Annotated in this window: 14 protein-coding genes and 2 tRNA genes; 7 read left to right on the forward strand and 9 right to left on the reverse strand. The window is 54.6% G+C overall.

Going from position 1 to position 14,547, the window contains the following annotated elements:
• Positions 1–196: 196 nt before the first annotated feature.
• The 7 genes from OXG87_21620 to OXG87_21650 all read left to right on the forward strand — a co-directional run bounded on the left by OXG87_21620 (position 197) and on the right by OXG87_21650 (position 4,554).
• Positions 197–937, forward strand: coding sequence for a phytanoyl-CoA dioxygenase family protein (locus OXG87_21620; GenBank protein ID MCY3872156.1), 741 nt, complete (start codon positions 197–199; stop codon positions 935–937).
• Between the two features lie 128 nt (positions 938–1,065).
• Positions 1,066–1,491 (forward strand): thioesterase family protein, encoded by a 426-nt coding sequence (locus OXG87_21625; GenBank protein MCY3872157.1) that lies wholly within the window; start codon positions 1,066–1,068, stop codon positions 1,489–1,491.
• 4 nt (positions 1,492–1,495) lie between these two features.
• A complete protein-coding gene (locus tag OXG87_21630) occupies positions 1,496–2,551 on the forward strand; it encodes an Ldh family oxidoreductase (protein ID MCY3872158.1) in 1,056 nt (351 codons plus the stop codon).
• A gap of 25 nt (positions 2,552–2,576) precedes the next feature.
• The gene (locus tag OXG87_21635) at positions 2,577–3,230 is read left to right on the forward strand and encodes a ThuA domain-containing protein (protein ID MCY3872159.1); all 654 of its coding nucleotides are present in this window, start codon (positions 2,577–2,579) and stop codon (positions 3,228–3,230) included.
• Positions 3,231–3,295: 65 nt separating this feature from the next.
• Positions 3,296–3,369: transfer RNA gene (locus tag OXG87_21640), tRNA-Cys, on the forward strand.
• 129 nt (positions 3,370–3,498) lie between these two features.
• Positions 3,499–4,404 carry a phytanoyl-CoA dioxygenase family protein gene (locus tag OXG87_21645; GenBank protein MCY3872160.1) on the forward strand — a complete coding sequence of 302 codons (906 nt, stop codon included), beginning with the start codon at positions 3,499–3,501 and terminating at the stop codon, positions 4,402–4,404.
• A gap of 65 nt (positions 4,405–4,469) precedes the next feature.
• A tRNA-Leu gene (locus OXG87_21650) sits at positions 4,470–4,554 on the forward strand.
• A gap of 50 nt (positions 4,555–4,604) precedes the next feature.
• On the opposite strand, the gene OXG87_21655 is transcribed toward OXG87_21650, so the two are convergent.
• The 9 genes from OXG87_21655 to OXG87_21695 form a co-directional block, all read right to left on the reverse strand.
• Positions 4,605–5,585 carry an alpha-ketoacid dehydrogenase subunit beta gene (locus OXG87_21655; protein ID MCY3872161.1) on the reverse strand — a complete coding sequence of 327 codons (981 nt, stop codon included), beginning with the start codon at positions 5,583–5,585 and terminating at the stop codon, positions 4,605–4,607.
• Positions 5,578–6,540: a thiamine pyrophosphate-dependent dehydrogenase E1 component subunit alpha gene (locus OXG87_21660; protein ID MCY3872162.1), complete on the reverse strand. Its 963-nt coding sequence runs from the start codon at positions 6,538–6,540 to the stop codon at positions 5,578–5,580. Before OXG87_21660 ends, OXG87_21655 begins: the two co-directional genes overlap by 8 nt.
• A gap of 12 nt (positions 6,541–6,552) precedes the next feature.
• On the reverse strand, positions 6,553–7,716 hold the full coding sequence (locus OXG87_21665; GenBank protein MCY3872163.1) for a dihydrolipoamide acetyltransferase family protein: 1,164 nt from the start codon (positions 7,714–7,716) through the stop codon (positions 6,553–6,555).
• A gap of 17 nt (positions 7,717–7,733) precedes the next feature.
• Positions 7,734–9,155: a sulfatase-like hydrolase/transferase gene (locus tag OXG87_21670; GenBank protein ID MCY3872164.1), complete on the reverse strand. Its 1,422-nt coding sequence runs from the start codon at positions 9,153–9,155 to the stop codon at positions 7,734–7,736.
• An 18-nt stretch (positions 9,156–9,173) separates the two neighbouring features.
• The gene (locus tag OXG87_21675) at positions 9,174–10,007 is read right to left on the reverse strand and encodes a sugar phosphate isomerase/epimerase (protein ID MCY3872165.1); all 834 of its coding nucleotides are present in this window, start codon (positions 10,005–10,007) and stop codon (positions 9,174–9,176) included.
• Between the two features lie 72 nt (positions 10,008–10,079).
• Positions 10,080–11,666, reverse strand: a complete 1,587-nt coding sequence (locus tag OXG87_21680) for an FGGY-family carbohydrate kinase (protein ID MCY3872166.1) — start codon at positions 11,664–11,666, stop codon at positions 10,080–10,082.
• Between the two features lie 72 nt (positions 11,667–11,738).
• Positions 11,739–12,446 (reverse strand): hypothetical protein, encoded by a 708-nt coding sequence (locus OXG87_21685; protein ID MCY3872167.1) that lies wholly within the window; start codon positions 12,444–12,446, stop codon positions 11,739–11,741.
• A gap of 24 nt (positions 12,447–12,470) precedes the next feature.
• On the reverse strand, positions 12,471–13,304 hold the full coding sequence (locus tag OXG87_21690; GenBank protein ID MCY3872168.1) for a M55 family metallopeptidase: 834 nt from the start codon (positions 13,302–13,304) through the stop codon (positions 12,471–12,473).
• 11 nt (positions 13,305–13,315) lie between these two features.
• On the reverse strand, positions 13,316–14,449 hold the full coding sequence (locus OXG87_21695) for a hypothetical protein (protein MCY3872169.1): 1,134 nt from the start codon (positions 14,447–14,449) through the stop codon (positions 13,316–13,318).
• Positions 14,450–14,547: the final 98 nt, after the last annotated feature.

Consider the following 14,547-nt stretch of genomic DNA (forward strand, 5'->3'; position numbering starts at 1 on the left):
GGCAAGCCTGTAGCTGGTCCTGTTGTATGGTGCGGCGTCGGGCACAATCTGCAGCAGCCAAGGTGAAACACCCACAAGTACATCATGACCTGCCGCGTCGAGGTCGGGCGGCAGTTCGTCGTCATCGCGACGGGCACCGGATCGGACGCCGGGCTCGTCGCCTTCGCGCCACCGAAGTAGCCAACGGGAGGTTTTAATGCTTACTGACGAACAGATGCGGCAGTTTAGAGAAGATGGCTATCTCGTTTTTGCAGCCCTGATACAAGGCGAGCGATTGGCCTGTTACAAGCAGGTGTTTGATGAATTGGTCGCAGAGGGGTGCAAATTGACCGAGGAGGCACCGCACTGGACGCTCGAGTTGGACGAGCGCGGTGAACCCCGGGCGGGTTTGTTGCACAAAATTCAGGGTGTTTGCGTGGTCGATGCCCGCGTGTTGGAACTGGCGCGTGAGCCGATGATTTTAGACCGCGTGGCAGTATTAATTGGTGAAAATATCGATGTGTTTGGCACCAAGTTTTTTCCGAAGTTGCCCAATGGCGGTACGTCAACGGGCTGGCATCAGGATAATTTTTATTTTGGGACCGATACGGATCGCATTATCAGTTGCGGGATTTATCTGGAAGATTCCGATCTGGAGAATGGGTGTTTGCGGGTAGTGCCCGGTAGCCACCGGATGGGTGCGATTTTCGAGCACCACAAAAATATAGGCAGACACGGCCGTTGGACAAAGGTCGATGAATCACAGGCTGTGGATCTGGTCATTCCCGCTGGTACGGTTGTTCTGTTTTCCGCCAATCTCCTGCACGGTGCTTACGATAACCACAGCAATCGCACGCGCTATAGTACGGCATGGCATTATTTGCCAGAAGAACTCAATCCCGAAAAGTTTCTAAAGGGAATATACGAAGACCGGCATGTGGGACGAATTAAAAATTAAAAATCAGGAATCAGGAATTAAGAGAATGGGGGCTACGGTCGGTGTGTTGATGAACGGACCTGAATCAGTCATGCTCGATTTACTCGCCTTCATACACCGATCCGTTGATTCGTGCATTTGGAGGGCAGATGGGCAGGGTGAAGCTGGTATTACCCGATGAGTTTATTTTTACAACTGAAATTTCGTTGAGAGTTTCTGATATCAATTACGGTGGGCATCTGGGCAACGATGCGGTGTTGTCTTTGTGTCACGAGGTGCGTGCGCGTTTGTTTGCAGAGTACGGTTTTACGGAGTTGGATGTGGATGGTGTGGGTATTTTGATGATTGACGCTGTGATTGTTTTTCGGAGCGAGGCTTTTTACGGCGAGGCACTTGTTGGCGATGTGGCGGTGTGCAATTTTTCGCGCACGGGATGTGATTTGTTTTATCTTTTGCGTGCAAAATCCGATGGACGAGAAGTGGCGCGGGCAAAAACGGGTATTGTGTTTCTCGATTATAGCAATCGGAGGATCAGACCCGTACCCCAAAAATTTAGAGAGATTTTTGAGGGATAGTGCAATGGAGAATGAAAGGCGTGTGGCTGCTGGGGCACTATTGGATCTGGTGCAGGGGATTTTTGAGACGTGTGAGATGGGTGAAGGGGATGCACATCTGTTGGCGAATTCGCTGGTGGATGCCGACCTCGGCGGCGTGCATTCGCACGGGGTATTGCGCGTTCCCGAATACGTGAGGAAGTTGACGGTTGATGGCGTGGATCCAAATGGCAAACCCGAGGTGGTGAAGGATAATGGGGCGTGTCTGGTGGTGGATGGGGGCAATTCTATGGGGCAGATTGGGACGGCGTTTGCGATGCAGCAGGTGATTGTTCGCGCCCGGGATATTGGTATAGCAGCCGCGGGTATTCGGGGCAGTAATCACTGCGGTGCCGTGGGGTATTTTGCGCGTATGGCGTTGGATTGCGATATGATTGGGGTTGCGACGACCAATGCTTTGCCCACAATGGCTCCGTGGGGAGGTGCTGAGCGTATCCTGGGTATCAATCCCTTGAGTGTCGCGATTCCCGCCGGTGGGGAATTTCCCATTGTTTTTGACGCGGCGTTTTCTGGCTCTGCGCATGGGAAGATTCGCGTATATGAACAAAAAGGGCTGACTTTACCAGAAGGGTGGGCCCTGGATGCGGATGGGGTGCCGACGACCAATCCCGTAAAGGCGATAGATGGCCTGCTGATGCCGATTGGGCAATTTAAGGGTGTGGCGCTGGCCCTGGTGATGGGGATTTTGTCTTCTATGTTGTCCGGCGCGAGCTATGGCACTGAATTGGGCAATATGGAAGATGGACCACAGGCAGGTGAAGATGGTCATTTTGTGGCGGCTATTCGGGTGGGTGCTTTTGAAGATGTGGCGCGATTCAAGGCGCGAGTTGACAGTGCGATTCAGCAGATTCACGCCTGTAAAAGGGCGCCTGGGGTGGATCGGCTATTTGCCCCTGGTGAACCCGAAGCCCTGCGGCGCAAGGAGTATCGCACGCAGGGCATACCGTTGAATGTGGTTACGTTAAATGATCTGAAGAAGACAGCAAAAGAACGAGGCCTGGCTTTTGCGCTGGGCGGTTGATAGATTTTCAAATAAGGAGATGAAGATGAGCAGGAAAGCTTTGATGGTATGGGGTGGTTGGCAAGGGCACGAGCCAAAGGAATGCGTGGATATTTTCGCACCGTTGCTGGAATCAGATGGGTTTGACGTGGATGTTCGCGATTCAATGGATGTTTATACGGATGCGGATTACATGTCGGAACTGAGTGTTGTTGTGCCGTGTTGGACGATGGGCAGTATAGAAAGAGAACAGGAACAGGGGCTTCAAGGGGCGGTTAAGAGCGGTGTTGGGCTGGCGGGCTGGCACGGTGGGATGTGCGATGCGTTTCGCAATAATACGGGCTATCAGTGGATGACGGGCGGGCAATGGGTGTCGCATCCGGGTGGGGTGATTGATTATGAAGTCAATATTGTGCCGGAAAAAGCAGATGATCCGATTGTGGCGGGGCTGAGTGATTTTGCGATGCATTCCGAGCAGTATTATATGCATACCGATCCGGGCAATGAGGTGCTGGTGACGACGACTTTTGAGACCGATGTGGCACCCTGGGTCAATGGTTGTGTGATGCCGGTGGTTTGGAAACGCATGTGGGGTTCAGGACGGGTGTTTTACTCTTCTCTGGGGCACAAAGCCGTGGATTTTGATGTGCCAGAGGCGAAAGAGATCCAGCGGCGTGGTATTAACTGGGCTGCGCATTGACCCCCCTTGACATTCGATATAAAGTACGGTATTTTAACGCTTCGCGGATTAAATTCAGCGTATTGGGTGCCGTGGCCAAGCGGTAAGGCAGAGGCCTGCAAAGCCTTTATCGGCGGTTCGAATCCGCCCGGCACCTCCAAAAATCAACCGGTCAATCTCGACGATGGGATTGGCCGGTTACTTGTTTCGATTCTCTTGTCAACTGTGTTGAAATACTTTAGATTTATTTGGAAACGGCGTTTGATATTTTGTAATGCAGGAGGGCAAGATGTCTGTGTCGATAGCGCGTTTACCGGATTGTCCAGAGGTCCTGGACGATGCCCTGGTGGCGCAATTTCACCGGGATGGGTATCTCGCATTTGAAAATGTGTTGACTGCCGAAGAGGTCGAGGCCGCTCGGATAGCTTTGAGCGAGATCACGGGATGGCTGATGGACGAGGCACGCGCGGGACGGGCACGGGTGCGGGAAGAAAAACCCGGGACGGGGGGGAACTATGCTGGCGTTCAGGTGCAGGAATTAGATGGCGAGTTCGGTATCCACTTTGAGTCAGGTGTTGAGGATCCTCTTTCATTGGCAAATGCCGAAGCCGAGCTTAAATTTCGCAAGTTGCATGGGTATCATCAGGCACATCCCACGTTTCGAGCACTGGTCGAACATCCGCGTATCAAGGGATTTGTGGCGCGCGTTTTGGGACAGAAGGTGGTTTTGAAAAACGAGATGGCTCTTTCCAAGCCGCCGTTTATCGGATCGGAAAAGCCCTGGCATCAGGACAATGCCTATTTTGACTGGTTGCCCTTAGAGGCGGTTGCTACGGCGTGGATTACGCTGGACGACGCAACGGTGGAGAATGGGTGCATGCATGTGTTGCCCGGTAGGCACAAGGGCGAGGCATTCAAACACGTACATACGAATGACTGTCAGATTGTGGAAGGTCGGTTGGATTATAGCGATGCGGTTCCCCTGGAAATGAAGGCGGGAGGGGCGATGATCTTTTCGGCGATGTTGCCCCATCAGACGCCTCCAAACCGCAGTCCGCACCGCCGCAGGGCACTGCAATTTCAGTATCGTGGAGAGAACACGCGGCAGGTTTCTCCGGAGGAATTTGGGAAAGTGTTTGCAGAGGTAGATGGCACGCCAGCCACCTGTGCGTTGGCTGAACGAGTGGATGGGTAAGTCCTGAAAGAAAGAAATTGTGCGTTTGACAAGCAGGACACCTTTACCTATTTTTTTTATGTAGTGCCGAGATGGTGGAACTGGTAGACACGAGGGACTTAAAATCCCTTGGGCTAATCGCCCGTACGGGTTCGAGTCCCGTTCTCGGCATTTTTTTATTGTACAATGCAAAAGCCCGGCAGATCGTCGGGCTTTTTTTATTATCTGATTTTCATGTCCTGTACGGCTTTGATCACATCTTCGGGCGTGGGGATTGTGGCGTCTTCGAGGGGTTTGCTAAACGGTACGGGTACGTCCATTGCGCCGAGGCGGACGATGGGCGCGTCGATGTAGTCAAAGGCACCGTTATAGACGATAGAGGCTATTTCCCCTGTGATACCAAAACTTTTATAGCCTTCGTCGATGATGACGGCACGGGTGGTTTTGACTACGGATTCGATGAGGGTTTCTCTGTCGAGGGGGACGAGGGTACGCGGGTCAACGACTTCGGCGCTGATGCCCTGTTCGGCGAGTGTGTCGGCTGCTTCGAGGGCGACGTGTACCATGCTCGATGTGGCGATGAGGGTGATGTCGTCGCCTTCGCGTTTGATGTGCGCCTGTCCAAAGGGTATGGTGTAGTCTTCTTCGGTGGGTACCAGGCCTTTTAGGGCGTACATCATTTTGTCTTCGTAAATGACGACGGGGTTGTCGTCTCTAACGGCGGTTTTGAAGAGGCCCTTGGCGTCGGCGGGTGTGGAGGGAATGGCGACTTTGAGGCCGGGGATGTGCGCGAGCCAGGCGTGTAAGCTTTGTGAATGCTGTGCGGCAGAGGAGCGTCCTGCGCCCATGGTGGAGCGGATGGTGATGGGCACGATGGCCTGACCGCCGGACATGTAGCGCAGTTTGGCGGCCTGGTTTACGATCTGGTCCATTGCCAGGGTGATGAAGTCGCCAAACATGATATCAACAATGGGGCGCGAGCCAGTAAGCGCAGCACCAACACCGAGGCCGACGAGACCCGCTTCTGCAATGGGCGTGTCGATGACGCGGTCGTCGCCAAATTCGTCGTGCAAACCGAGGAGTACTTTGAAGACCGTGCCCGCTTTGCCGACGTCTTCGCCCATGAGAAATACTGTGGGATCGCGGCGCATTTCTTCGGCCATGGCTTCTTTGACGGCTTCGCCATAAGTCATTTCACGCATAGACATGTTGATTGACCTCCTCAACATCGGGATAAGGCGCGGCTTTGGCTGCTTCGAGCGCGTTTTCCATTTCTTTTTCGACTTCGCGCTCTTCTGCATCGAGTTCGGCTCCAGAGGCGATGTTGTCATCCAGTATTTTTGTGCGGAGTTGCTGGATGGGGTCTTTGGCCATCCATGATTCAATTTCTTCTTTTGAGCGATAGCCTTCTCCGGGGTCGCCAACGTGGTGCCCGCGATAGCGGTACGTGTCGCATTCGATGAGTGTGGCTCCGTCGCCCTTTCTGGCGCGTTCGACGGCCTGGGCAGTGGCTTCGTACACTGCAATGGCGTCGCTGCCATCTACGGTTGTGCTGGGAATGCCGAAGGGGAGGGAGCGGTCCGCGATGCTTTTGCCCGCGGTGACGTTTCCGGTGGGGGTGTATTCGCCGTAGTGGTTGTTTTCGCAGACGTAGATGACCGGGAGTTTCCATATTGCGGCGAAGTTCATGACTTCGAAGAAGATGCCCTGATTGGAAGCGCCGTCGCCAAAGAAGCAGACGGCAACCTGGTCGGTGCCGCGTTTTTGGGCTGAGAGTGCGGCGCCTGTGGCAATGCCAAATCCGCCACCGACAATACCATTTGCGCCGAGGATGCCAACGGACATGTCGGCGATGTGCATGGATCCACCTTTGCCGCGGCAGTGGCCCGTGACGCGGCCCATCACTTCGGCCATCATGGCTTCGAGGTTCCCGCCTTTGGCAACGCAGTGCCCGTGCCCGCGGTGGGTGCTGGTGATGAAGTCGTCGTCGCGCAGTGCAGCGCAAACGCCCACGGCAACGGCTTCTTCGCCGATGTAGAGGTGCGCCAGTCCGTGCATGAGGCCGCCGGTATAAACTTCCCATATTTGTTCTTCAAAACGGCGGATGCGGAGCATGGCGCGGTACATTTTGATCAGGATTTCAGAGGGTAGGGACATAAAGGCTCCTTTTTACAACCAGCTTTCCAATTTGTCTGTGTCTTCAAGATTTTGTTTTAGTGCCTGTAAAAATTGAGCGGCAACTACACCATCGACGAGGCGGTGGTCGGCGGAGAGCGTGACTTCTGCGATTTGGCGAACGGCAATGGTCATGGTATCGCCGATGGGGACAACGCGCGCGATGGCTGCGCCGACAGCTAATATGGCGGCTTCTGGGGGATTGACAATGGCAGTGAAGGATGTGATGCCGTACATCCCCAGGTTCGAGATGGTGAAGGTGGCACTGGCATCGCCGCGCAATTTGCCCTGTCGGGCTTCATCGACGCGCTGGCCGCGTTCGTCGGCGAGGTCGGTGAGGAATGCCCGGTCGGCATTTGGGATGACCGGGACGACGAGGCCGTCATCGGTGCCAACGGCGAGGCCGATGTTGACTGTGTCGTGTACGATAACGGAGGTATCTCCGTCAAGGCTGGCGTTGAGTGCCGGATATTGGGTGAGGGCATCGGCGGCGGCTTTGACAAAGAGGTCGGTGACAGAGAGCTTGATGGCGTCGGTCTCAGCGAGATTTTTGCGCCAGGTTTCCGCGTCGGTCATGTCGATTTCAGTGGCGACGTAGAAGTGCGGAATGGTGCTTTTGCTATAGGCCATGGTTCTGCCAATGGCCTGACGCATGCGCGATAATGTGGTGGAGGATGGTGCCGCGGATGCCGCGAGTTCGACGTCGGCGAGTACGATGCGGCCACCGGGACCCGTGCCTGCGATGGCGGCGAGGTCAATGTTGAGTTCGCGGGCGCGGCGACGGGCGGCAGGAGATCGTTTGATGCGCTGGGTGGGGGATTCCAGCGCGGGTTCTCGCTCTGGCGTGTCCGCTATCTGGCGCGGTTCCTCTGTAGGGGAGTCAGCGCTGGCAGGTGTCAGGTCTTCAATGGCTTCGTCGGCTTCGTCGGTGATGATGGCAATGACAGAGAGCACTGGCACTTCTTCGCCGTTCTGGGCGACGAGTTTGCGGACGTAACCGCTTTCGGGCGATTCGTATTCAAAGAGGGCTTTGTCTGTTTCCAGATCGAGGAGGATGTCGCCCTTGTTGACGCGGTCGCCTTCATTGACGCGCCATTCAACGACGGTGCCGTTGTCTTGCTGAAGCCCGTATTTGGGCATGATGATGGTTTTTGTCATGATCTATCTTTCCAAAATCACGGTGGCAGGGCTTCGCTACCTCTCGCGCGTCCCTGTGCGTCTTGTTGTACGAGAAAAGTCGTGAGTTTGTGGATGAGTTGGTCGCGGGTGTCGGACATATTGGCGTCAAACCAGAGGTTGTTCATTTCGTTGGGGTCTGTTTCCATGTCAAAGAGTTCGCCGGGGCAATCGTCGGGTCCGGGTTGTGGCGCGTGGTAGATGCTGAGTTTGTAGCGGTCTTCTCGCCACATGGTGATGTGCAATTCCGGGTTGTGATAGCCCCCGCGCGTGGTGCTCGAGTTGCGGTGCATGCAGACGGCATAGCCGCGTTGTTGTAAGGCATTGACGTCCAGGAGGTCGCATGCATCGGGCATGAGGTGGGGTTGTTCGCATCCGGCGATGGCGAGTGCGGTTGCGGCAATGTCGTGGAGTTGGCAGGGCGCGTCGATGATTTGGCCGCCGGATGTGCCTGGTACGCGGATGATCATGGGCACCCGGGTGCAGGCGTCGTACATGTACGCGCCTTTGACGGTGAGGCCGTGATCGCCGAGCATGTCGCCGTGGTCGCTGGCAAAGATGACGATGGTGTTGTCCGCAAAGTTCGTGTCGTTGAGTGTTTGCAAGACGCGCCCGATTTGTTCGTCGATGAGGGTGATGGCCGCGTGGTAGCCGATGCGGCTTTCGCGCAGGGTGTCCGTTGAGGGGAAAGATCGCCCGTTGTGCTCTCGCCAGTGTGCAATTGGACGATGGTCAAAGGATTCATCTACGGCAAAGGGTTCGGGCAGGGCATCGATGTCGAGGTAGTCGGCGTATTCTTTGGGATAATTCGTATAGGGGCTGTGCGGATCAAAGACGCTCATGCAACAGAAGAAGGGTTGATGTGTGCCCTGCATGCGGTGGAGATAGTCGATGGTGCGGTCAGCGGCCCAGGTGGTGAAGTGGGCTTCGGCACGCACATGGCCGATGCTATTGCCGTCGCGTTTCCAGCGCTGGAGGATGTCGGGGTGATGTACTGCAAGCCAGCGGAAGTACGCGGTGTCGCATCCGCGATACCCATTGGGATCGGGCGCCCATTCGTAGGTGTTGAAGCCGTCGAAGCGGTGGCGGTATTGCATTTCCCACATGTGACCGGCAACGTGGAGTTTTCCAAATAGCGCGGTGTCGTAGCCGGCTTCGCGCAGGTGATGGGGAAAGAGGATTTCATCCTGGGGTAAGACATCGTGCAGGCGATAGACGCCGTGGCCGGGCAGGTGTTTGCCGGTCCAGAGGCTGGCGCGACTGGGCGTGCATATCGGGTTGTTGACATAGCACTGGTCGTAGCGCGTGCCTTCACTGGCGAGGCGGTCGAGGTTGGGGGTGTGTACACCGCTTACACCGCAACAACCGAGCGAGTCCCAGCGCTGTTGATCGGTCAGGATGAGGAGGATATTGTAGGGCATGATTGATTTCTGATTTGTCTATGCAACACCCGCTTCTTTTCGCGCGTTATTGAGCGCTCTGAAGCATTGTTCGGCGACGGGCCAGGGGTCGTAGTCGGGTTGTCTCCAGATTTGTGCGGTGACTTCGACGGTGATTGGGGCGGTGATGCCTGCGGCTGCGACGGCTTTGAAGTAGGTGACGAGGTCGAAGTCGCCTTCACCAGGCAGAAGGTAGCGCACCTGTCCGTTGACGCGATGGCCGTCTTTGATGTGGGTGGAGACGGTGTAGGGGGCGCACAGGTCAACGCTCGGCTGGAGGTCGATACCGTCAACGTAAAAGTGGCTCATGTCGAAATTGACTTTGACGTTGTCGTGGTTGGTTTGCCGCATGAGCCAATCGACTTTTTGGGGTGTGTCGAGCGGGTGGCCCGCATGGGGTTCGGTTGCGAGGATGACGTTGTGTTTGGCGGCGCGGTCGCCCAATTCGATGAGTTGATCGCAATAGGTGTGTTTGACTTCGTCCCAGGTGCCGTGAAGTCCGCCGAGTGTGCTGACGATGATACCAGGGGCGTCTCCGAAGGCGAGGTCGCTGGCGAGGATACAGGCGTTGTCAAATTTTTCGAGGATGGCGGGGCGGTCATTGCCCTGTGTGCAGATGGGCATCAGGGCCATTGTGACGGGGGATTCAAAGCCGAGGTCCTGGATGGTTGTGGCGAGTGTTTCGCGGGAAGGAGTGTCGAGTTTGTGCGGGGCGGTGGGCCAGTCGTCCCCCGTGTTGATTTCGAGGGCTTCGTAACCTATATCTCGCAGGCGCGGGAGTGCGTCGAAGATGTTTTCCGTTTGCATTGCATAAGTGCCGTATCCGATTTTCACGTTTTATCTCCTTCAGTTAAGTAACAATTCCATGCTAATGCGATATTGTGCGGAACACAACCGAATTTCCAATCAGTCGATGTTGCGTCGATTCACATGCTGGTCGTACATGGTCAATTGTTGTTCGTATTTCCAGGCGTGATAATCTGCGGTGTCCCGATTGGGTTCAATGACCTCGCCCGCGTGACACATTGCGCCCATCGCTTCCTGGATTGATGCATACGCACCTGCGGCGACGGCACCGAGGATTGCTGATCCCAATAGTACGGCTTCGGGTTCTTTGGGTAGATGAATGGGTCGCTGTGTTGCGTCGGCGTGTTCGCGTATCCACAACTCGTTTTTTGTGCCGCCTCCACACGCATTGATCTGCTCGATTGCGTAGCCCTGTTTTTCCATTTCGTCGATGATATTGCGCGTGCCATAAGCTACAGACTGGATGGTTGCGTGATAAATTTGTGCCAGTGTATTGTAGGACATATCCAGGGTCAAGCCGTCCATCATTCCCCGTGCGTTGGGGTCGGCTTTGGGAGATCGGTTGCCGTGGTGGTCGGGCAAAATATGCAGCCGTTCTGTCCAATCTGAACGCATGCCTTTTGCGGCAATGTACGCGTTGAGTTCGGCGTACACGGCATTGATTTCTTTGCCGGTGAGCACATGCCAGTAGTGATCTTCTTCTTTGACCATGCCAAATCGCTCGATGGTGTGGTCCAACAATGCGCCCGTGGCACTTTGCCCGCCTTCGCTGAGCCACAAGCCAGGCAGCATCGCACCGTAGTAAGGCCCCCACACGCCGGGGATAAATCGCGCGTCTTTTGATACTGCCATGTGGCACGACGAGGTGCCGCCGATCAATGCCAATATCGGTTCGCTGACCCCAACGCCAATGCCCCCTGCATGTGCATCGATGATGCCTACCCCTACGGCGGTTTGCGTTGTCAATCCCATCAAATCGGCGGCTTCTGCACTCAGTGTGCCCGCGTTTTCGCCCAGGGGTGCGACATCTTCTGTCACTTTTCCGCTGTCGAATAAATCGCCCAAACCTATGGCGTCAAAGAAGTTGCGATCCCAGCGCGATTCATGGCCCAGATAGGTCCATTTGCACACGTTGGTACACAAACTGCGGCGGTCGGTACCAGTTGCTTTATAGACCATAAAATCCGCCAGGTCAAAAAATTTGCCCGCTTTTTGCCATGTTTCGGGCAGGTTTTCTTTGATCCACAATAGTTTTGGCGGTTCTTGCTCGGGCGACATCGTGCCTCCGACGTATTGCAATACATCATATCCACCCGCATTGATGCGATTTACCTGATCTATTGCGCGGTGATCGCGCCATACGATGATGTTGCGTTCGGTTTCGCCCGTTTCAGATACGGTCAGGGGCTGTCCAGCAGTATCCAGGACGACGAGAGAACAGGTTGCGTCAAAACTCATGCCGATTATTGCATCGAGCGAGAGGCCAGATTGGGCGATGGCCTGGCGAACGACTTTCCCGGTTTCTGCCCAGATATTTTCCGAAGATTGTTCGTAAAAATCGGGTTTGGGATTAAATTCCAGAATGGGCGAGGATGCTGTACCCAACATGGTGCCGTCTAAGTCAAATACGCCTGCCCGCACGCTGCCCGTGCCCACATCGACGCCGATTACTGCTCGATCACTCATCACGTCCCTCAGTTGTGAGAAAGAAAAGCCCCGGAGGACCGGGGCTAATTGGAAGATAACAGGAGTGTCCCATCACCACGAAATTTTGGCAACCCACCCCGATGTTGCATCGCAATACAAAAATCCACCGTCGCAGATGGATAATCCGTGTGGTTCGGGATGTGGTTCGGGCACTTCTATGCGATCGAGTTCTGCATTTGTCGCCAGGTCCAGATTTACAATTACCCGATCACCTGTATGAACGACCCAGATCGAATCTTCTTCCATTCGCACGACGCCGTGTGCGCGATGCAAGGGTAGTTTTAATGTGCGGATGACGGACCAATCTTTAATGCGCATCTGCGTAATGGTCTGTTCTTTTAACGTGGTCAGCCACAATGTACCCGGTTCAATTGCGTCGTATTCCACGCCGTGTGTGCCGCCGCCCGTGGGCAGTGCCCAGCGACCCTGTGTTTCTCCACTACAGGGATCCACGCGCAATATTTCACCCTGGGGCGCATCGGTCTCGCGCGGCAGCCGCCAGCGTTGCCCCGGTCCATTGGCCGCCAACCACAGCGATCCTTCGCCTGCGGCCATGCCACTGGTGTTTGAGGATTCCGACGGGATGTCTCTCAACAGGCGGCGATTGCCGTAATAATCGTCTTTGTCCTCATCTTTCATACTCATCAACGCCACCCGATCAGTCATCTGATCTACAATCCACAAACCATCGTTTGTGAGTTGCAGACCGTTTGGCACGCCATAGGGCGCACGAAATTGATTTTCTATTTTGACTTTCATATATCCTCCTATAATGAGAAGAAATTACACGGGAACTGGAAAATCGGGTTTGCCATAAAAATATTGGTGAAATACCTGCCAGAAGGATTCGCCTGTACATCGAATGGTAAAGGCATCCACGCGCTCACATCCTTCTTTTAATGAGGGAGGACCGGGTTCTGGGAAGGTCACTTCCATCACCACAGGGCTTTCTGCAATGAGTGGTTCAATATTTTCGACGCGCTCCATGGCTTCTTGAACGCGCGTCTTGATGAGGGCGCGGGCATCTACTGGCGCCAGGTGGAGCGCACATAATTCTCCCAGGCCTTCTTTTACTGGTGCTGTGACAATGTTGTTGACCCAGTGTTGGGATTCGGTACATGCGTGCAGATCGCCCGATGTAAAGACCCAGGGAATACCCAGATGGCCACACAAATAAGCCGCCATTTCCATCTCGCCGACTTCGGCACCATTGACGCGATAGATCATCCTGCGGCTCATTGAATGTGCGAGACATCCGTTGGGCGTGTTGGTCATCGCGTGCATGCCCAATTGGATCAATGCGTCAAATCTGGGCGATAATCCCGGCAGCCAGCAGGGACGGTTGACGCCCTGTACGAGTTTTACACCTGAGATGAATTCTTCTGACAAGATCGTGCGCCCCGCCCCATGCGCGTCATTGATGATTATCTCTTCTACACCTGCTGCAAATAATCCTTCGGCTGCGGCGTTGACTTCACCTGTCAACAATCGCTGCATCTCGGCGCGGTCGTACACGCCTTTTGCCGTTGTTGCATCATCCCGGTGTCTCGGGTCCCAGTCATCTACTCCGGCTGAGCCTTCCAAATCGGTCATCATGTAAACGGATTTTACGGGCATGGGGTTCTCCTTCACACGTCATACACACATAACTGACAAATTTCGGATGCATCGCTGGCGTATAAAATCTGAGAGCTGTCTTGCCGCCATACCGGGTGTAGATGGGTTCCGGCATGGGAGTGGTCGAAGACTGAGAGTTCCAATAGTGTTTCAATAGTATCGGTTTCGACATCTACGAGCAGGAATTTGGCTTCTTTTGTCGTGTTGTTCACGACATCTATGACAATGTATTTGCCATCTGGAGAAAAGGAGGGATGTCCCGATCCCTTTGCACAGGTCGCAGCCAAACGCTCTTCACCGGTTTCCACATCGGTCAATACCAGTTTATTGCCCGGCGAGCCTTCAAACGGGCTGTTGGTCAATATTTCTCGACCATTGGGATGCCACAGGGGGTGGTTGCCAAATTCGCCTACGCGCTTGAGATTGGAGCCGTCGGCATTGATGACGTACAAATCTTTTACTCTGGGAAGTTCGCCGTATTTGCGGTCAAAATGGATTTCGTTGGTGAAGACAAACATCATCCGAGAACCATCGGGCGACCATTTGGTGTGCTTGACAAACAAATGCCAGTCGGCTATTTCGTCTCGGCGGGGATGGAGTGTTAGGCAATCGGAGAGGGTTGCGAGTTGTTTGGATTCCCCTGTTTCTAAATCTTGTGCGAAGACACCGTGTACATCCTTCATTTTGGGCACGTCGTCTTCGGCGTAATCCCCATGCATGGTGTGATAGGCATGCAGGTGTCCAGCAGGTGAAATCATCCGCAGGTCTCCGGGATGCGTGCCCGATATACCGGTGTCTGGATCGACCCATCCGATCAAACGGGTTTCGCGGTCCCGATCCTTAAAATATATCCGCGATCCATCCGACGCCCATTGCGCCAATGCGCCGCCATTGGAGGACATCGCATGGGATTCGGCCACTTTGTGCAAATTGCCGCCATCGGCATCCATGACACAAATATCACCTGTTTTTGAATCCTGTGCATCCATGCGGCTAAATGCAATGCGTCCATCCACGGGAGACCACGGGGGTAGATCGTAATACCCATGCACTGACCGCCGCGTGTTTGTCGTCAGTTGCAATATGCGCCTTCCCGTCGGATTTATCACCTCAATGGCTTCGGATGTGATGGTATCAATTGCCATGTTATATTCCTCCAATATCGACATTGTTACCTGACCTTAGGGGCTGTAGTAGTTCCAGGTCATCTTACTGCGGCGGTAGTGGTCTTGCGACCACAGGC

The organism is Gemmatimonadota bacterium, from assembly GCA_026706845.1.
Taxonomy (GTDB): domain Bacteria; phylum Latescibacterota; class UBA2968; order UBA2968; family UBA2968; genus VXRD01.